Origin of the sequence: Actinoplanes sp. NPDC023714 (assembly GCF_040639855.1) — a bacterium.
In the GTDB taxonomy this organism is placed as follows: Bacteria; Actinomycetota; Actinomycetes; order Mycobacteriales; family Micromonosporaceae; genus Actinoplanes.
In genome coordinates, this window is sequence record NZ_JBFAAR010000001.1 from 1595618 (window position 1) to 1614091 (window position 18474).

The window sequence follows — 18474 nt, forward strand, 5'->3', positions numbered from 1 at the left end:
GCACCCCCTCGCCCGCTGCCAGTGTGGCACCGGCCGCAAAGCCCGGCACGCCGAGTTCGCCCGGCGAGCGCGACCACACCGGGCCGGGGAGCGAGGGGGCCGCGAGCCGTCAGACCGCCTGGGCCAGCGTCACCCCGAACCACGAGCGCGGATCCGTCCACCAGTGCCGCAGCTCGAAGCCGGCCGCCCCGAGCTCGGACGCCAGCCCCGCCCGGCGGAACTTCGCCGAGATCTCGGTCCGCATCTCCTCGCCCTCCGCGAACGGCACGGTCAGGTCCAGGCCGGCGATCCGGACCCGCTGGGCGACGGTGGATCGCAGCCGCATCTCGATCCACTCCCGCTGCGGGTCCCAGAGCGCCACGTGCTCGAAGAGCGACGGGTCGAAGTCGCCGCCGAGCGCGCGGTTCACCACGTGCAGCACGTTGCGGTTGAACGCGGCGGTCACCCCGGCCGCGTCGTCGTAGGCCGGCACCAGCACGGCCGGGTCCTTCACCAGGTCGGCGCCGAGCAGCAGCCACTCGCCCGGATGCAGCGCCTGCCGCAGCGAGGTCAGGAATGCGGCCCGCTCGTCCGGCACGAGGTTGCCGATCGTCCCGCCGAGGAACGCGACCACCCGGTCGTCGCCGTCCGGGAGATGGCCGAGGTGCTGCGCGAAGTCGCCGACCACCCCGGTGACGCCGAGGCCCGGATACTCCGCGATCAGGGTCTCCACCGAGGAGGACAGGAACGTGGCGGAGACGTCGAGCGGCACGAACGAGCCGAGCGTCCCGCGCGCCAGCATGGCGTCGAGCAGCAGCCGGGTCTTCTCCGACGACCCGGATCCGAGTTCGACCAGCGTCTTCGCGTCGGTGATCCGGGCGATCTCCGGCGCGGCCTCGGCGAGGACGGCCCGTTCGGTACGGGTCGGGTAGTACTCCGGAAGCCGGGTGATCTCCTCGAAGAGCTCGCTGCCCCGGTTGTCGTAGAACCACTTGGGCGGCAGTGTCTTGACCGGCGCGGTCAGGCCGGCCTGCACGTCGGCACGCAGCGATCGGTCGAGGTCCGAGTCGTCCAGCAGCTTGATCAAGAGATCTCCAGGGTGGAAGCGGTGGCGACGACCAGCCGGCCGTCCGGGATCGGCTGCCACGAGGGCGAGGCGTCGAGGGGTTCCGACGCGATCACCACCGAGCCGTCCGCCGCACACACCGACAGCGCGTGGCCGGCCGTCGTGGCGATCAGCTGGGAGCCGTCGGTGAGCAGCAGATTCAAGCGGGATCCGGGCGCCGCGGCGAGCACGTCGGCCACCACGGAGGCGACGGCCTTCGGCGGGGACTCGTCCGCACGGAGCCTCGCCCGTACCAACAGCCAGAGGGCCGCCGCGTCGGTCGGCGCGTCCAGGGTGAGCAGATCCTCCATCGGAAGATCCGCGGCGAGGCCGGCGAGCGTGCCGGGCCAGCCGCGCACGACGCCGTTGTGACTGAAGAGCCACCTGCCGTCGGTGAAGGGCGCGGCCGCCGACTCGGTGACCGGCATGCCGACCGTGGCCGAGCGCACCGCCGCGAGGAACGCTCCCGGGGACGTCGTGGCGGCGATCGCCGGGAGTGCGGAATCGGTCCAGATGGGCATGGCGCTGCGGTAGCGGACGGGCGCCCCGGCGCCGGGCGGATACCACCCGGCGCCGAAGCCGTCAGCGTTGATGGTTCCTCCGCCGCGCATGTCCCGCGGGGCCCACGCCTGCGTCGCCAGGGCGTGCGGCAGATCGAACAGAAGACCCTTCATGGGTACGGGGGGACCGAGGTATCCCAGGTGACGGCACATCAGGCGTCCCGGGCCAGGCGGAACCCGCTGAAGATCTGCCGCCGGATCGGGTGATCCCAGTTGCGGAACGTGCTCCGCACCGCGGCCGTGTCGGTGCCGAACGAGCCACCGCGCAGCATCTTGTAGTCGCCGCCGAAGAAGACCTCGGAGTATTCCCGGTAGGGGAACGCCACGAACCCGGGGTAGGGATCGAAATCGGACGAGCACCACTCCCAGACGTCGCCGATGAGCTGGTGCACGCCGAGCGGGGAGGCGCCGTCCGGGTACGCGCCGACCGGGGCCGGCGACAGGTGCCGCTGGCCGAGGTTGGCGTGCCGGGGCTCGGGCTCGTCGTCACCCCACGGATAGCGGCGGGAGCGCCCGGTCGCCGGGTCCCAGCGGGCGGCCTTCTCCCACTCGGCCTCGGTGGGGAGACGCTTGCCGGCCCAGTTGGCGAAGGCCTCGGCTTCGAAGTAGCAGACGTGCACGACGGGCTCGTCCGGATTAATCGGACTTATCCGGCCGAACTGGCGATTGTGCCAGCCTTCAGCGTCGCGCAGCCAGTGCAGCGGGGCAACAAGTCCGGATTTAACGCGATAAGCCCACCCGCGTTCGCTCCAGAACGCCGGATCGTCATAGCCCCCGGCCTCGATGAACTCCCGATACCGGCCGTTCGTGACGGGCGCGGCATCGATGTAGAACGCCGGCACCTCCACGTCGTGGGCAGGACGTTCGTTGTCCAGCGCCCACGGCTCGGTGGTCGTACCCATGATGAATCTCCCACCGGGAACGAAGACCTCCCCGGAGACCGGGACTCTCGCGGCCGGCGGCGCGGGGGCGGTCAGCACCGGATCGCCGGCCCGGAGCTGATGGGTCGCGAGCATCGTCTCGTCGTGCTGCTGCTCGTGCTGGACGATCATGCCGAAGGCGAACCCGCCGTCGAGCAGCGGGCGGCCGTCGAGCCGCACCCGGTCGAGCACGTCGAGGGCCTTGTCCCGGACCTGTGCGACGTACGCCCGGGCCTGCGTGGGATTGAGCAGCGGCAGCGCCGGACGGTCCTTGCGGGCGTGCTTGAACGCGTCGTAGAGCTCGTCGATGTCGGGCCGCAGCGGGTCACGCCCGCCCACGTCCCGGACCAGCCAGAGCTCCTCCTGGCTGCCGACGTGCGCCAGGTCCCAGACCAGCGGGGACATCAGCGGCGAATGCTGGCGGATCAGGTCGCCCTCGTCGACCGCGTCGGTGAGCAGCGCGGTCCGGGCGCGGGTGCGCTCCAGTTCGGCGGCGATGGTCAGCCGCAGATCCTGTGTCATGGAATCTCTCCAGAGAGGGGTCAGGCCGCGGCCGCGACGGCGTGCAGGCGGCGGGAGAGGATGCCGGAGACCCGGTCGCGGACGCCGGCCGGCAGCCCGGTGCGATCGAGGTTCCGGCAGGCGAGCTCGGCCAGCGCGCGGGCGGCCGCTCGCACCGGTGGGTCGGCGAGCCCGGCCCGGGCGGCGGCGTGCCATCGGCCGGCGGCGGGTGCCGCGGCGGCCCGGGCCCGGTCGATGATCAGATCGTCGCCGAGCAGCGCGGACAGCGCCGCGACCGGGGCGATCCACTCGTCGCCGGGCTGGGTGTCCAGATACCTGACCTCGAGGTACCCGCGGGGCCGTACCGGTGGGAAGAGGGTGCTGAGGTGATATTCGGCGTCGTCCACGGTGGGCGGGTCGTCCGACGCGATCCAGCCGGCCAGGGTGAGGCCGGCCGGCGCGTCCCAGTCGCCCTCCTCGCGGCGGACGCAGAGCAGCGGGGCGTCGAGCGCGTACCGCGCCCAGTCCGCCGCCGGATCGTCGCCGACCGGGACCGGGCCGGTGCGGCGGGGTTCCATCGCGAGCCAGGCGCCCATCCGGGCGGATTCCCAGCGGGTGTCGCGGCCGGCGTGCCGCCGGGAGTTCGCGAACAGCGCGATCAGCGCCGGCCCCATCTCGTTCAGGGCCGCCCAGCGCTGCGGCGTGCCGGCGCCTTGTTTTGGCGTGCCGGCGTCTTGTCGCGGTGTGCCGGCGTCTCGCTGCGGCCCGCCGGCGTCTTGTTGCGGTGTGCCGGCGTCGAAGCAGACCTGCAGGCCGGCGGTGCTGCCCATCATGGTCCGGCCGGCCCGGTCGAAGGCGCGTTCCATGGCCGCGTAGCGAGGGGTGTCGAGGATGCGCCGCGGTGGCCGGTGGGGGTCGATGCCCCGCTCGCCCAGGACGATCCCGGCGCGGGCCAGCAGTTCGGTGAGGGTGGCGTGGTCGGCGGAGAGGGCCCGGTACAAGCCGGCCAGATCGTCCGCGACGGCCGAGGAGATCTCGATCTGCCCGCCCGGCTCGACCGTGACGGTGCTGCCGCCGGGCAGTGGTGCGGGGTGGGGATTACCGAGCGTGGCGGGCGTGTGCTCGCCGAGTGCGGCGGCCAGATCCCCGGGCTTCAGGTAGGCGGCGGGGTCGCCGGCGTAGTGCGTGGTCCACTCGAGTTCGACGCCGATCCGCTGCGGGGGACCGGTCTTGAAGCAGATCCCGGAGATGTGCTCGATCGCCTCCTCGGACGATCGGAGCATCCTTTCGTCGGTGCCCATCAGTGCATCGCTCCTCACTCACTGTGATAGTCCGACTTCGATGAGTGTGGTCTGCTTAGGAAGATACCCACATTCGGATCGGTCCGCCCGTCCCGGGGCCGTGACGAATCAGCCAACAGATCATTGAGTTCCGGAACCGGGGCGGGGTGCCGGAACCGGTTCCGGACTGGAAGACTCCGAAACGTTCGTGTTCGTCAGACCGGAGGCACGTATGCCCGCAGACTTCCCATATCAGGATCCATCGCTCTCCATCGAGGAGCGCGTGGAAGATCTGCTGGGCCGGATGACCCTGGCCGAGAAGGCCGGGCAGATGCTGCAGCTCGACGCCCGCCAGGATCTCTCCGAGATCGTCCTGGAGAAGATGGCCGGCTCCATCCTGCACACCTCCCCGGCCAAGCTGATCGAGGCGACCGAGCTGGTCGCCCGCACCCGGCTGCGGATCCCGCTGCTCACCGCCGAGGACTGCATCCACGGCCACTCCTTCTGGCCGGGGGCGACGATCTTCCCGTCCCAGCTGGCGATGGCCGCGACCTGGGACCCGGCGCTCGTCGAACGGGTCGCCCGGGCCACCGCCGTGGAGGTCTCCGCGACCGGCATCCACTGGACCTTCTCGCCGGTCCTGTGCATCGCCCGCGACCTGCGCTGGGGGCGGATCGACGAGACGTTCGGCGAGGACCCGTACCTGATCAGTGAGCTGGGCGCCGCGATGATCCGCGGCTATCAGGGCGGCGGTCTCGACGACCCGACCGCGATCCTCGCCACCGCGAAGCACTTCGCCGGCTACTCCGAGACCCAGGGCGGCCGGGACGCCAGCGAGGCCGACATCAGCCGCCGCAAGCTGCGCTCCTGGTTCCTGCCGCCGTTCGAGCGGGCCGTGCGGGAGGGCTGCGCGGTCTTCATGCTCGGCTACCAGTCGATGGACGGCGTCCCGATCACCGCGAACAAGTGGCTGCTCAACGACGTGCTCAAGGACGAGTGGGGCTTCACCGGCACGCTCGTCACCGACTGGGACAACGTCGGCCGGATGGTCTGGGAGCAGAAGGTCTGCGCCGACTACGCCGAGGCCTCGGCCCGGGCCGTGAAGGCCGGCAACGACCTGGTCATGACGACCCCCGCCTTCTTCGAAGGCGCGCAGGACGCGGTGGCGCGGGGCCTGCTGGGTGCGAATGATCTGGATTCCGCCGTACGCCGGATCCTGCGCCTGAAGTTCGCGCTCGGCCTCTTCGAGAACCCGCGCACGCCGGACGCCGCACGGCAGCGTGCCGTCATCGGCAGCCCGGGGCACACCGCGCTGAACCTGGAGATCGCCCGCCGGTCGCTGGTGCTCCTGCGCAACGACGGCGTGCTGCCGCTCGACCCGTCGGCAGGCCCGCGCCGGATCGCGGTGCTCGGCCCGAACGCCGACGACGTCTCCGCCCAGCTCGGCGACTGGGCCGGCGACTCCGGCCAGGTCGACTGGATGCCGGACGGGCACCCGCGCGAGCTGACCGCGACCGTGCTCGACGGCCTGCGCGCCACGGTGCCGGCCGGCTGGGAGGTCGTCTTCGAGCAGGGCGCCGAGATCGAGCGCCTGGTGCCGGACCCGGAGGGGGCGACCCTCCCGGACGGCCAGCCGCGCCCGCCGATCTCGCAGCCGATCCCGGCCGACCCGGCCCGGATCGAGGCCGCCGTCGCGGCGGCCTCCTCCTCCGACGTGGCGGTCGTGGTCGTCGGCGACACCGTCAACCTCACCGGCGAGCACAAGTCGACGGCCACCCTGGAACTCCAGGGCGGCCAGATCGCGCTGCTCGACGCGGTGGCGGCCACCGGCACCCCGATGATCGTCGTGCTGATCGACTCGAAGCCGCACGTGCTCCCCGACTCGGCGCTGAACGCGGCCGCCGTGATCCAGGCGTTCAACCCGGGCATGCGCGGCGGCCAGGCGCTCGCCGAGCTGATCCTCGGGCACATCGAGCCGAGTGGCCGGATGCCGATCTCCGCGGCCCGGCACGTGGGCCAGCAGCCGATCTACTACAACCAGGTGCGCGGCCAGCACGGCACCCGGTACGCCGACCTCACCCAGGATCCGCTGTTCGCCTTCGGCGAGGGCCTGAACTACACGACCGTGAACTACGACGGCCTCACCATCGACGAGCCCGACGTGGCGGTCGACGGCGTGGTCCGGGCGGCGGTGCGGCTCACCAACACCGGTTCCCGGCCGGCGCTGGAGACCGTGCAGGCGTACGTCAGCGACCTGGTCACCAGCGTCACCTGGGCGAGCCGGGAGCTGAAGGCGTACCGGCAGGTCACCGTGCCGCCGGGCGAAAGCGTGACGGTGGAGATCGAGGTGCCGGCGGAGGTCTGCACCCTGGTCGACGCCGAGGGAGTCCGAATCGTCGAGCCCGGCGACTTCGAGCTGCTGGTAGGCCCGAATTCACGCCCGTCTTCCCTACTATCAGCAAAGTTCCGCATCAGCTGACCCTCCAGCCCGCCCCCGCCCCTCCCCTCCCTTCCCTTCCTTCCCTCTCCCCCTCCCCGCGATCTTGTGAACTCCCACAGACCCGCCCCTGCGCAAAGTCACAAGATCGCGCCTGAGTCGGCGCGGTGGCGTGGCTGGGCGGCCCTCTCCCCTCGATCTTGTGACTTCCCGCAGGCCCGTTGCTGCGCAGAGTCACAAGATCGCGGGTGAGTCGGGGCGGTGGCGTGGCTGGGCGGCCCCCTTCCCCCGATCTTGTGACTTCCCGCAGGCCCGTTGCTGCGTAAAGTCACAAGATCGCGGAGGGAGCCGGGGGTGGGCGCGGCCGGCCAGCCCCCTCCCCGCGATCTTGTGACATCCCGCAGGACCACCCCTGCGCAAAGTCACAAGATCGCGGCGGTGGGGGAGGGGCTGGGGTGCGGCTCCGGGGACTCGGGGCACAGCGCGGAACCCGGCCGGGAAATCGCGGCGAACGGGAAGGGCTTGAACCAGTCCGGGACGGCGCGCCGCAGATCCTCCGGCCCCTCGAACGCCACGTCGCCGGAGCGCAGCGCCGAGGCCCAGGACCGCTCGCCCCGCCACACGTCGGTGAGGCAGCGCAGGTCGGCCGTCACGTTCACGTCGACGTCGTGGCCGGGGTTGATGTCGCAGACGTCGGCCTCATCCGGGGTGATCACCAGCCACCAGTCCCGGACCCGCCGGGGCACGGCCGGGAAGTGGAACCACAGCACGGTCCGGCGCGGCGGGACCGCGCTGTGGTCGACCATCCGGTGCATGTCCCAGAGCAGCAGTTTCGGATCCAGATCGCGATCGCCCAGACGGGGGACCCACCGGGTGCCCCAGACGCCGAGCGCCGTCACGATCGGCTCCAGTTCCTGACCGGCCGGGGTCAGCGCGTACTCCACCTCGGCCCCGTGCTCGTGCCGGGTCACCAGTCCGGCGCCGGTGAGCTGCTGGAGCCGGCGGGAGAGCAGCGACGGCGACATCCGGGGGAGTCCGCGGCGCAGGTCGTTGAACCGGCGGCTCCCGGCGAAGAGTTCGCGGATCACGAGCAGGGTCCAGCGCTCGTCGAGCAGTTCCATCGCCTTGGCCACCGGGCAGAACGACCCGTACGAAGCTCCCATGGCCCGACGCTAGGCCGCCGTGACCGGAAAAGCCGTCCGGTAGCGGACACCCGCGGTACAGATCGTGTACTAGTCCCGCCGTCCGGCGGATCCCTACCGTGAGTGACATGACTATCAAAGAGAAGCACCGCGCCATGTGGGCGTCGGGCGACTATCCCTCCCTCGCCGCCGACATCGTGGCCCCGCTCGGCCCGGTCCTGGTCGAGGCGGCCGGCATCGGACCGGGGCAGAACGTCCTGGACGTCGGGGCCGGCACCGGCAACGCGGCGATCCCGGCCGCCCTGGCCGGCGCCACGGTGACCGCCAGTGATCTCACTCCGGAGCTGCTCGCCGCCGGCGAGCGGGTCGCCGCGACCCGGGACGCGAAGCTCACCTGGACCGAGGCGGACGCCGAGGCGCTGCCGTTCGAGACGGCCTCGTTCGACACCGTCATCTCGTGCATCGGCGTGATGTTCGCGCCGTTCCACGAGGCGGCCGCCGGCGAGCTGCTCCGGGTGTGCCGGCCGGGCGGCCGGATCGCGCTGGTCAACTGGACGCCGGAGGGTTTCATCGGGAAGCTGTTCGCCACGATGAAGCCGTACGCGGCCCCGCCCCCGGCCGGCGCGCAGCCGCCGCCGCGCTGGGGTGACCCGGCGCACCTGGCGGCGCTGTTCGGCGACGGCGTCACCGATGTCCGGACCGAGCGCCGCACGCTGCGGGTGGACCGGTTCGCGACCGGCGCCGAGCTGCGCGACTACTTCAAGGCCGTCTACGGGCCGACCATCGCGGTCTACCGGAACATCGCGGAAGAGCCGGCGAGGGTGGCCGAGCTCGACGCCGCGATCGCCGCGGCCGCCGAGGGGGTCCGGGAGTGGGAGTACCTGATCTACACGGCTCGCGCGGCCGCCACCCGGCGGGTTTGAAAGCCCAGCTTCGCATAGGTGGCGACGGCCGCCACGTTGTCGTAGTCGGCGAGCAGCGCCACCCGTTCCCGGCCGTTCAGCAGCTCGTTCGTCATGAATCCGCACAGTGCCGCCGCGAGTCCACGCCCCCGGGCCTCGCGGCGGGTCGCCACCCCGCCCAGGAAGCCGATCTCCGGCGTCGACCAGGCCTCGGCCGCGACGGCGATGAGCCGCCCGCCCTCCCGCACGCCCGCCCAGCGATGCACGCCGGGCGCTCCCGGCCAGGCGTACGAGTCCGGGAACGACTCGGTGAGCAGCGCCGTCACCTCGGGCCACTCGTCCTCGCCGAGCCAGGCGCCGCGGACCGGGAGGGTGACCGGCGCGGTGGTGTCCATCCAGGCGAACCGGGCGCTCAGCTCCAGGCCCGGCACCCGTTCGGCGACGGTCTCGACCAGCTCCTCAGGTCCGAACGGCCGGAACGACGGGCCCGTCGCGGCCAGCGCCTCGGGCACCAGCCGACCGAGGGCGTCCGGGTCGCCGGCCATCACGAGCCGGTCCCAGTGCGCGAGGTCGGGGCAGGCCACCACGACGGCCTCCGGGTCGCGGAACATCCGGGCGCCCTCCGATGCGGCCGCCCACCGTACAAAAAGATCTTCTTCAAGCACGGCGCCATGCTGCCTCATTGACGGCATTTGCCATATTCGGCCTGGTGTTGAAGAACCTCTGGCTCCGCCGGGCGATCACGGTGGGTGCGCTCGGTGCGATTCTTGCGGTCGCTGCCACGGCAGCTTCCCTCTCTTGGGTACGGGGGTCCGCCGCCGGCCACGTCTACGACGTGAACGACGTCCCGGCCGCCCCGGTGGCGCTGGTCCTCGGCGCCCAGATCAATCCCGGCGGACAGCCGTCGCCGTTCCTCGAGGCGCGCCTGGAGATCGCCCGGCAGCTCTACGAGAGCGGCAAGGTGACCGCGATCCTGGTTTCCGGCGACCACGCGAACTGGGACTACGACGAGCCCGGCGGCATGATGGTCTGGCTGGTGTCGCACGGCGTGCCGGTCTCCCGGGTGGTGCTCGACCACGCCGGCTTCGACACCTACGACTCGTGCTCGCGGGCGCGCCGGATATTCGGGGTGCGCCAGGCGATCGTGGTGACCCAGAACTTCCACATCGAGCGGGCCGTGGCGGTCTGCCGGGCGCTCGGCATCGACACGACCGGGGTGGGCGACGACACGGTCCGGCGATACCGGCAGACCTGGCTGCGCGGCGAGATCCGGGAGGAGTTCGCCGCCGTGAAGGCCGCCGGTGACGTGCTGTCCCGGCGCGACCCGATCTTCCTGGGTAAGCACGAGACGGGCGTGGAGGACGCGCTCGGCTGAAATGGCTTTGCCGGGGGCCCTGAGGCTTGATACGGTTCTCTGCATAGTCATGCGGAGGTTGGTATGGGAATCCGGGTCGCGGTAGCGGGAGCAAGTGGGTACGCGGGGGGCGAGTTGCTGCGCCTGCTCGCCGGGCACCCCGAGTTCGACCTCGTCACGGCGACGGCGCACAGTCAGGCGGGATCGCCGGTCAGCGCCGTACACCCGCAGTTGGCAGGCCTGGACCTGACGCTCGGCGCAACCGACGCGGAGACCTTGAGCGGCACGGACCTGGTTTTCCTCGCCCTGCCGCACGGTCAGTCGGCGGCCGTGGCGGCGCAGCTCGCCGAGGGTGTGAAGGTCGTCGACCTGGGCGCTGACTTCCGGCTGGAGAGCGCCGAGCAGTGGACCCGGTACTACGGCGGCGGGCACGCCGGCACCTGGACCTACGGCCTGCCCGAGCTGCCCGGCGCGCGGGAGGCGATCGCCGCCTCCGACCGGGTGGCGAACACCGGCTGCTACGCCGCCACGATCACCCTGGCGCTCGCGCCGCTGATTGCCGCGGGCGTGGCCGACCCGGAGGACGTCGTCGTGGTCGCGAGCTCCGGCACCTCGGGCGCCGGCCGCAACGCCAAGGTCAACCTGCTGGCCAGCGAGATCATGGGGGACCTCTCGCCCTACAAGGTCGGCGCGCACCAGCACGTCGCCGAGATCAAGCAGGCCACCGGCGCGGCGTCGCTGTCGATGACCCCGATCCTCGCGCCGATGCCGCGCGGCATCCTCGCCACCGTGACGGCCCGCCGGTTGAACGGCGGCGACCCGCGCGAGGCGCTGCAGGCGGCCTACGCGATCGAGGAGTTCGTACACGTGCTGCCGGAGGGGCAGTGGCCGCACACGGCCGCCACCTCCGGCTCCAACTCCTGCCACCTGCAGGCCACCGTCGACATCGACTCCGGGCGCATCATCGTGGTGAGCGCCCTCGACAACCTCGGCAAGGGCGCGGCCGGCCAGGCCGTGCAGAACGCCAACATCATGTTCGGCCTGCCCGAGACCACGGGCCTCAGCGTCTTCGGAGTCGCACCGTGACCGTCACCACCCCCAAGGGGTTCCGTGCCTCCGGCGTCGCCGCCGGGCTCAAGGCCAGCGGGAACCCGGACGTCGCCCTGGTCGTCAACGACGGCCCGGACTACACGGCGGCGGCCGTCTTCACCGGCAACCGGGTGAAGGCCGCGCCGGTCCTCTGGAGCCAGCAGGTCCTCAAGGGCGGCATCGTCCGCGCCGTGGTCCTCAACTCCGGCGGCGCGAACGCGTGCACCGGCTCGCAGGGCTTCCGGGACACCCACGCCACCGCCGAGCACACCGCCGCGGTGCTGCGCACCACCGGCGCCAAGCCGATGATGATCGGGGCCGGCGACGTGGCGGTCTGCTCGACCGGGCTGATCGGCGAGCTGCTGCCGATGGACAAGCTGCTCCCCGGTGTGAACGCGGCCGCCAAGGCGCTCGCCGCGGACGGCGGCGCCCGCGCGGCCGAGGCGATCATGACGACCGACACGGTTGCGAAGAACGCGGTGGCGCAGCGCCCGGGCTGGTCGGTCGGCGGGATCGCGAAGGGCGCCGGCATGCTGGCCCCGGCGCTCGCCACGATGCTGGTCGTGGTCACCACCGACGCGTCGGCCGACAACGAGACGCTCGACGCGGCGCTGCGCGCGGCCACCCGGGTCACCTTCGACCGGATCGACGCGGACGGCTGCATGTCGACGAACGACACGGTGATCCTGCTGGCCAGCGGCGCGTCGAACGTGCAGCCCTCGCTCGAGGAGCTGACCGCGGCGGTCACCGAGGTCTGCCACGATCTCGCCCAGCAGCTGATCGGCGACGCCGAGGGCGCGACGAAGCACATCGCCATCGAGGTGGCGGGCGCGGCGAGTGAGGCGGACGCCGTGCAGGTCGGGCGTACGGTCGCCAACAACAACCTGGTGAAGACGGCGCTCTTCGGCAACGACCCGAACTGGGGCCGGATCCTCGCGGCGGTCGGCACCACGAGCGCGGCCTTCGAGCCGGACCGGGTCGACGTCGCGATCAACGGGGTCTGGGTCTGCAAGGGCGGCGCCGCGGCCGAGGACCGCTCGAAGGTCGACCTCTCCGGGCGCGACGTGCAGATCACCGTCAACCTGCGCGAGGGCGAGATGAGCGCGACGATCTGGACGACCGACCTGTCGCACGCGTACGTGCACGAGAACTCGGCGTACAGCTCGTGAAGGCGGGGGAGAAGGCCGAGATCCTGATCGAGGCGCTGCCCTGGCTGGAGCGGTTCCAGGGCAGCACCATCGTGATCAAGTACGGCGGCAACGCCATGATCGACCCGGCCCTGCAGGCGGCGTTCGCGGCCGACATCGTGTTCCTGCGACTCGTCGGCATCAAACCGGTCGTGGTGCACGGCGGCGGCCCGCAGATCAGCCGGATGCTGACGAAGCTCGGCATCGAGAGCGAGTTCCGCGGCGGCCTGCGGGTCACCACCCCGGAGGCCATGGACGTGGTCCGGATGGTGCTGGTCGGGCAGGTCGGCCGGGAGCTGGTCGGCCTGATCAACAAGCACGGCCCGTACGCGGTCGGCCTCTCCGGCGAGGACGCGGGCCTCTTCACCGCGGTCCGCCGGCAGCTGGAGGTCGACGGCGAGCTCGTCGACATCGGCCAGGTCGGCGACGTCGACCAGGTGAACACCTCGGCCGTCGACGACCTCATCGCGGCGGGCCGGATCCCGGTGGTCGCCACCGTCGCGCCGGACGCGGACGGGGTGCCGCACAACGTGAACGCGGACACCGCCGCCTCGGCGCTCGCGGTCGCGCTCGGCGCCCGCAAGCTGGTCGTCCTCACCGACGTGCCGGGCCTCTACACGAACTGGCCGGACCGGGACTCGCTGACCAGCCAGATCGACGCGGACGCGCTGGAGAAGCTGCTCCCGTCGCTGGAGTCCGGGATGGCGCCCAAGATGGAGGCCTGCCTGCGCGCGGTCCGCGGTGGTGTTCCCGCCGCGCACGTCGTCGACGGCCGGGTCGCCCACTCGACGTTGCTCGAAGTCTTCACGGAAGAAGGATTCGGAACCATGGTGGTCCCCCAATGAGCACGCTGCCCGAACGCTGGAACGCGTCGATGATGAACAACTACGGCGGCCCCACCCTCGGGCTGGTCCGTGGTGAGGGCGCGGTGCTCACGGCCGAGGACGGCAGGCAGTTCGTCGACTTCCTCGGCGGCATCGCCGTCAACGCCCTCGGTCACGCCCACCCCGCCGTCGTCGCCGCCGTGACGCAGCAGATCCAGCAGCTCGGTCACGTCTCGAACCTCTACATCGCCGAGCCGCCGGTCGCGCTCGCCGAGCTGCTGCTCGCCCTCGCCGGCCGGCCGGGGCGCGTGCTCTTCTGCAACTCCGGCGCCGAGGCGAACGAGGCCGCCTTCAAGATCTCCCGGCTGACCGGCCGCACGCACATCGTGGCGACCGACGGCGCGTTCCACGGCCGGACCATGGGCGCCCTGGCCCTGACGGGCCAGCCGGCGAAGCAGGATCCGTTCCGGCCGCTGCCGGGAGACGTGACCCATGTTCCGTACGGGGACACGGCCGCCCTCGAAGCAGCCGTGACCGCCGACACCGCCATGGTGATCATCGAGCCCATCCAGGGGGAGAACGGCGTCGTCATGCCGCCGGCCGGCTACCTCGCCGCGGTCCGGGCGATCTGCGACCGGCACGGCGCGCTGCTCGCCCTCGACGAGGTGCAGACCGGCATCGGCCGGACCGGGCACTGGTTCCACCACCAGGGCGAGGGTGTCGAGCCGGACATCGTGACGCTCGCGAAGGGCCTCGGCGGCGGCCTGCCGCTCGGTGCCTGCCTCGCCTTCGGCCCGACCGCCGACCTGCTCCAGCCCGGCATGCACGGCACCACGTTCGGCGGCAACCCGGTCTCCTGCGCGGCCGGCCTCGCGGTGATCCGCACGATCGCCAACGAGGGCCTGCTCGACCACGTGAAGCGGATCGGCGAGCAGCTGCGCCGCGGCATCGAGGGCCTGGACCACCCGTGGATCAGCCACGTGCGCGGCGCCGGCCTGCTGCTCGGCATCGTGCTCACCGAGCCTCGCTCGAAGGAGATCGCGGCTCGGCTGAGCGACGCCGGTTTCCTCGTGAACGCCCCGCAGCCGGACGTCATCCGGCTCGCCCCGCCCCTGATCATCTCCTCCGATCAGGCGGACGCCCTGATCGCTGCCCTGGACGGTATCCGGTGACCACCCGCCACTTCCTCCGCGACGACGACCTCACCCCGCAGGAGCAGGACGACGTCCTGAACCTGGCCGCCGAGATGAAGGCGAACCGGTTCGGCCATACGCCGCTGGCCGGCCCCCGCTCGGTCGCGGTCTTCTTCGACAAGGCCAGCCTGCGCACCCGGCTCTCGTTCGAGGCCGGCATCGCCGAGCTGGGCGGCCAGCCGATCATCGTGGACACCCAGAACACCCACTTCGGCCGGGGCGAGACCCTCGCCGACGCCGGCCGGGTCGTCTCCCGCTACGTCGCCGCCATGGTGTTCCGGACCCACGGGGACGAGCGGCTCGCCGAGCTGGCGTCCGGGGTCAACGTCCCGGTGATCAACGCGCTGAGCGACGGATACCACCCCTGCCAGCTCCTCGCCGACCTGCTCACCATCCGGGAGCGGTTCGGCACGACGGCGGGCAAGACCCTGGCGTACGTCGGTGACGCCGCCAACAACATGGCGCACTCCTATCTGATCGCCGGGGCGATGGCCGGGATGACCGTGCGGGTGGCCGGACCGTCCGGCTTCGACCCGGCGCCGGCCGTGGTGGCCCGGGCGTCCGAGATCGCGGCCTGGACCGGCGGCTCGGTCGAGGTGCTGCGCGACCCCCGCGAGGCGGCCGACGGCGCGCACGTGATCGCCACCGACACCTGGACCTCGATGGGCCAGGAGGGCGACGGCAGGGACCGGCTCACCCCGTTCTGGCCGTACCAGGTGAACAAGGACCTGCTCGCCGCGGCCGCCCCCGAGGCGATCGTGCTGCACTGCCTGCCCGCGCACCGCGGCGAGGAGATCACCGACGAGGTCTTCGACGGGCCGCAGAGCGTGGTCTTCGACCAGGCCGAGAACCGCCTGCACGCCCAGAAGGCCCTGCTCACCTGGCTGCTCGCGGCCAACTCGCGATGAGTTCGCCGGTGACCAGGGCCGGCCGGCACGCGCGGATCGTCGAGCTGATCCGCTCGCGGACCGTGCGCTCCCAGACCGAGCTGGCCGACCTGCTCGCCCACGAGGGCGTGCAGGTCACCCAGGCCACGCTCTCGCGTGACCTGGAGGAGCTGAACGCCGTCAAGGTCGGCGGCGCGTACCTCATCCCGGAGGACGGCAAGCGCCCGCTGCGGGAGACTCAGCAGGGGCCGGCCCGGCTGATCCGGCTGCTGCGCGAACTGCTCACCGGCGTCGACTCGAGCGGCAACATCGCCGTGCTGCGCACCCCGCCGGGCGCCGCGCAGTTCCTGGCCAGCGCGCTGGACCGGTCCGGGCTGTCGGACGTGGTCGGCACGATCGCCGGCGACGACACGATCCTGGTCGTGGCCCGGGACGCCGGCCCCGGTTCGGGTGCCGCCCTCGCCGAGAAGCTCGGCAACTGGAGCAGGTCGGATTCTCCGGAAGGGAATTCCTGATGACGTTCACACCCGCCGTGGAAGCGCGCTTCCCGGACTTCGCCGACCACACCGACACGCTGGTCGGGCACGGGGTGGAGTTCTTCCTCGCCTCCAACGAGACGTTGCGCCCGCAGCTCAACGAGCTTCCGTACGGGCACAAGCTCAGCTTCCTGGACTTCACCGACACCGCGGAGAAGGACTGGTCGATCCGGGACTTCCTGAACTACTTCAACGTGATCAACGGCATCGCGTTCGGCGACCGGGGCATCCCGATGCCGCAGTGGGTCATGGTCGACCTGATCCTGATGCCGGCCGCCGCGCTCATCGCCGGCCTGCCGCAGGACGCGTTCGCCGCGATGGTCGAGCGGTCCACCTTCCGCTTCGACACCGACGTGAAGCTGCTGCTGCGCAAGGTGCAGGCGGAGATGAGGGAGAGCGGCTACCGCGGCCCGGTGCCGGTCGGCGGCTACTGCGCGGCGCCCTCGGCCGAGCCCGGCCGCTGGGTCGGCTGGTCGCTCTGGTCGCTGATGCCGGCCGTCGGCCTCGGCAAGGCGGCCAAGGCGCTCGCCCTCTCCGCGTACCGGGCGCAGAAGCTCGACGGCGTCACCCAGTACGACAACAGCGCGCTCAAGGTGCACACCGAGTTCGGCGCGCTGAAGGTGCTGGTCGCGACCGTTCCGTTCCACACCTCGCCGGGCTCGTTCGTCTACCAGAGCGACCTCACCCTCCCGCCCGGTGGACAACTGCCGGAGCCCAGCTTCCTGCTCGATCCCTTCGACTACGGTCGCCAGCAGGCGATGCAGAAGGAGATCGAGGCGGGACGCTCCGAGTTCTATGTCCTGCCCCCCGGGCACGTCCGCCGGGACGGTAAGACATACGTGCCGATCCTTGCTTTATCCACCGAAGGAACCCGATGACCAAGCGCAAGATCGTTCTCGCCTTCTCCGGCGGGCTGGACACCTCGTACCTCCTCGTGGACTTCCGCGAGAAGGGCTGGGACGTGGTGACCGCGAACATCGACACCGGTGGCCTGCACAGCGGCGAGGCCGAGGTCGTGAAGGCCCGCGCCGAGGAGCTGGGCGCGATCGAGCACCACGTCGTCGACGCCCGCTCCGAGCTCTACTCCCGCGTGGTCACCTACGCGATCAAGGCGAACTACCTGCGCAACGGCGCCTACCCGTCGTGTGTCGGCGCGGAGCGGCTGATCCAGGCCGAGAAGGTCGTCCAGGTCGCCCTCGAAGTGGGCGCGGACGCGGTGGCGCACGGCTCGACCGGCGCCGGCGCCGACCACGTGCGCTACGACGCGGTGATCCGCGCCCTGGCCCCGCACCTGGAGATCGTCACCCCGGTCCGGGACGAGCGGCTGGTCCGCGAGGAGGAGGCCGAGTTCCTGCGCAGCCGGGGCTTCGCGGTGAGCGAGAAGGTCAAGCTCTACTCGATCAACGAGGGCCTGATCGGCACCTCGATCGGCGGCGAGGAGACGTACGGCAGCTGGGACTACCTGCCGGAGTCGGCCTGGACCTACACCAAGTCGATCGACGAGGCGCCCGCCGAGGGTGTCGAGCTGCTGCTGGAGTTCGAGAAGGGCGAGGTCGTCGCGGCCTCGTACGCGGGCGGCGACTCCCTGGTCGAGAAGGACGCGCCGAACTACGCGATCCTGTCGGCGCTCAACGTCCTCGGCGGCGAGCACGGCGTCGGCCGGGGCATCCACATGGGCTCCACCATGGTCGGCAACCTGGCCCGGGTCGGCTTCGAGGCGCCCGGCATGCTGATCCTCATCGCGGCGCACCGCGAACTGGAGAAGCTGGTGCTCTCCAACCGCCAGCAGGCCACCAAGGCGACGCTCGGCACCACCTACGGCGACCTGCTCCACGAGGCCGTCTACTTCGACCCGATCATGGACGACTTCCGCGCCTTCCTGGATTCCAGCCAGACCCGGGTGACCGGCCAGGTGCGCGTGAAGCTGCACAAGGGCAACATCGTCCTGCTCGGCAGCAAGAGCCCGCACAGCCTGCTCGACGCCGCCACCCGCTCCGGAGTCGTCTACGGCCACGGTTCCTCGCTGTGGACGGGCGAGCAGGCCCGGGCGTTCGCCCACATGTACGCCGTCCCCGGAGCAATCGCCCGAACAGCAGCCACCCCCGCCGAGTAGCCCCCACCCCCGTCACCGCCTCACCCACCGTCACCGCCTCACCCACCGGAACCGCCCCGCCCGCCGGCACCGCGTCGCTCCTCTCCGCGATCTTGTTGATTCCCGCAGGCCCGTTGCTGCGCGGTTTCACAAGATCGCGGGCGGGGCGGGGCGGCGCGGGGCCTGCGACCGCGATCTTGTTGATTGCGGCAGGTCCGTTGCTGCGCAGAATCACAAGATCGCGGAAGGGGTGGGGTGGGGCGGGGCGGGGTGGTGCGGGGCCTCCGACTGCGATCTTGTTGATTGCGGCAGGTCCGTTGCTGCGCAGAATCACAAGATCGCGGAAGGGGTGGGGCGGGGCGGCGCGGGGCCTGCGACCGCGATCTTGTTGATTGCGGCAGGTCCGTTGCTGCGCGGATTCACAAGATCGCGGGGGAAGAGGGGCGCGGGAGGTGCGGGGGCGCGGGAGGGGCGCGGGAGGGGCGG

At 71.7% G+C, this 18474-nt stretch carries 17 protein-coding genes; 11 read left to right on the forward strand and 6 right to left on the reverse strand.

Annotated elements, in window-relative coordinates; genetic code table 11:
* Positions 1-109 precede the first annotated feature (109 nt).
* Genes egtD through AB0G10_RS07495 form a run of 4 tightly spaced genes read right to left on the reverse strand, consistent with a single transcriptional unit; the run spans position 110 to position 4366 of the window.
* The gene (gene egtD, locus AB0G10_RS07480; RefSeq protein ID WP_360917839.1) at positions 110-1066 is read right to left on the reverse strand and encodes an L-histidine N(alpha)-methyltransferase; all 957 of its coding nucleotides are present in this window, start codon (positions 1064-1066) and stop codon (positions 110-112) included.
* Positions 1063-1797, reverse strand: coding sequence for an ergothioneine biosynthesis protein EgtC (gene egtC / locus AB0G10_RS07485; protein WP_360917840.1), 735 nt, complete (start codon positions 1795-1797; stop codon positions 1063-1065). Before egtC ends, egtD begins: the two co-directional genes overlap by 4 nt.
* Positions 1797-3086, reverse strand: coding sequence for an ergothioneine biosynthesis protein EgtB (gene egtB / locus AB0G10_RS07490; RefSeq protein ID WP_360917841.1), 1290 nt, complete (start codon positions 3084-3086; stop codon positions 1797-1799). The genes egtC and egtB overlap by 1 nt, the downstream gene beginning before the upstream one ends.
* Before the next feature lie 20 nt (positions 3087-3106).
* Positions 3107-4366, reverse strand: a complete 1260-nt coding sequence (locus tag AB0G10_RS07495) for a glutamate-cysteine ligase family protein (protein ID WP_360917842.1) — start codon at positions 4364-4366, stop codon at positions 3107-3109.
* A gap of 262 nt (positions 4367-4628) precedes the next feature.
* Between AB0G10_RS07495 and AB0G10_RS07500 the strand changes: the two genes are divergently transcribed.
* Positions 4629-6824: a glycoside hydrolase family 3 N-terminal domain-containing protein gene (locus AB0G10_RS07500; protein ID WP_360917843.1), complete on the forward strand. Its 2196-nt coding sequence runs from the start codon at positions 4629-4631 to the stop codon at positions 6822-6824.
* A 380-nt stretch (positions 6825-7204) separates the two neighbouring features.
* Here the strand turns inward: AB0G10_RS07500 and AB0G10_RS07505 are convergent, their stop codons facing one another.
* Positions 7205-7945 carry a helix-turn-helix domain-containing protein gene (locus AB0G10_RS07505; RefSeq protein WP_360917844.1) on the reverse strand — a complete coding sequence of 247 codons (741 nt, stop codon included), beginning with the start codon at positions 7943-7945 and terminating at the stop codon, positions 7205-7207.
* A 107-nt stretch (positions 7946-8052) separates the two neighbouring features.
* Here AB0G10_RS07505 and AB0G10_RS07510 point away from each other — a divergent pair, with 107 nt between their 5' ends.
* Entirely contained in the window at positions 8053-8847 is a 795-nt protein-coding gene (locus AB0G10_RS07510; protein ID WP_360917845.1) for a methyltransferase domain-containing protein, read from the forward strand.
* On the opposite strand, the gene AB0G10_RS07515 is transcribed toward AB0G10_RS07510, so the two are convergent.
* A complete protein-coding gene (locus AB0G10_RS07515) occupies positions 8811-9491 on the reverse strand; it encodes a GNAT family N-acetyltransferase (RefSeq protein WP_360917846.1) in 681 nt (226 codons plus the stop codon). The genes AB0G10_RS07510 and AB0G10_RS07515 overlap by 37 nt on opposite strands.
* Before the next feature lie 44 nt (positions 9492-9535).
* Between AB0G10_RS07515 and AB0G10_RS07520 the strand changes: the two genes are divergently transcribed.
* From AB0G10_RS07520 to argG, 9 genes are all read left to right on the forward strand, one after another.
* Positions 9536-10201, forward strand: a complete 666-nt coding sequence (locus tag AB0G10_RS07520; RefSeq protein WP_360917847.1) for an ElyC/SanA/YdcF family protein — start codon at positions 9536-9538, stop codon at positions 10199-10201.
* 63 nt (positions 10202-10264) lie between these two features.
* A complete protein-coding gene (gene argC / locus AB0G10_RS07525; RefSeq protein ID WP_360917848.1) occupies positions 10265-11266 on the forward strand; it encodes an N-acetyl-gamma-glutamyl-phosphate reductase in 1002 nt (333 codons plus the stop codon).
* Entirely contained in the window at positions 11263-12438 is a 1176-nt protein-coding gene (gene argJ, locus AB0G10_RS07530) for a bifunctional glutamate N-acetyltransferase/amino-acid acetyltransferase ArgJ (protein ID WP_360917849.1), read from the forward strand. Before argC ends, argJ begins: the two co-directional genes overlap by 4 nt.
* A complete protein-coding gene (argB, locus tag AB0G10_RS07535; RefSeq protein WP_360917850.1) occupies positions 12435-13301 on the forward strand; it encodes an acetylglutamate kinase in 867 nt (288 codons plus the stop codon). Before argJ ends, argB begins: the two co-directional genes overlap by 4 nt.
* Positions 13298-14452: an acetylornithine transaminase gene (locus AB0G10_RS07540; RefSeq protein WP_360917851.1), complete on the forward strand. Its 1155-nt coding sequence runs from the start codon at positions 13298-13300 to the stop codon at positions 14450-14452. Before argB ends, AB0G10_RS07540 begins: the two co-directional genes overlap by 4 nt.
* Positions 14449-15381, forward strand: coding sequence for an ornithine carbamoyltransferase (gene argF, locus AB0G10_RS07545; protein WP_360917852.1), 933 nt, complete (start codon positions 14449-14451; stop codon positions 15379-15381). The genes AB0G10_RS07540 and argF overlap by 4 nt, the downstream gene beginning before the upstream one ends.
* Positions 15378-15875, forward strand: coding sequence for an arginine repressor (locus AB0G10_RS07550; RefSeq protein WP_360917853.1), 498 nt, complete (start codon positions 15378-15380; stop codon positions 15873-15875). The genes argF and AB0G10_RS07550 overlap by 4 nt, the downstream gene beginning before the upstream one ends.
* Positions 15875-16774, forward strand: a complete 900-nt coding sequence (locus tag AB0G10_RS07555; protein WP_360917854.1) for a hypothetical protein — start codon at positions 15875-15877, stop codon at positions 16772-16774. Before AB0G10_RS07550 ends, AB0G10_RS07555 begins: the two co-directional genes overlap by 1 nt.
* Complete coding sequence (gene argG, locus AB0G10_RS07560) at positions 16771-18009, forward strand: argininosuccinate synthase (protein ID WP_360917855.1); 1239 nt, start codon at positions 16771-16773, stop codon at positions 18007-18009. Before AB0G10_RS07555 ends, argG begins: the two co-directional genes overlap by 4 nt.
* The last annotated feature ends 465 nt before the right edge of the window (positions 18010-18474 follow it).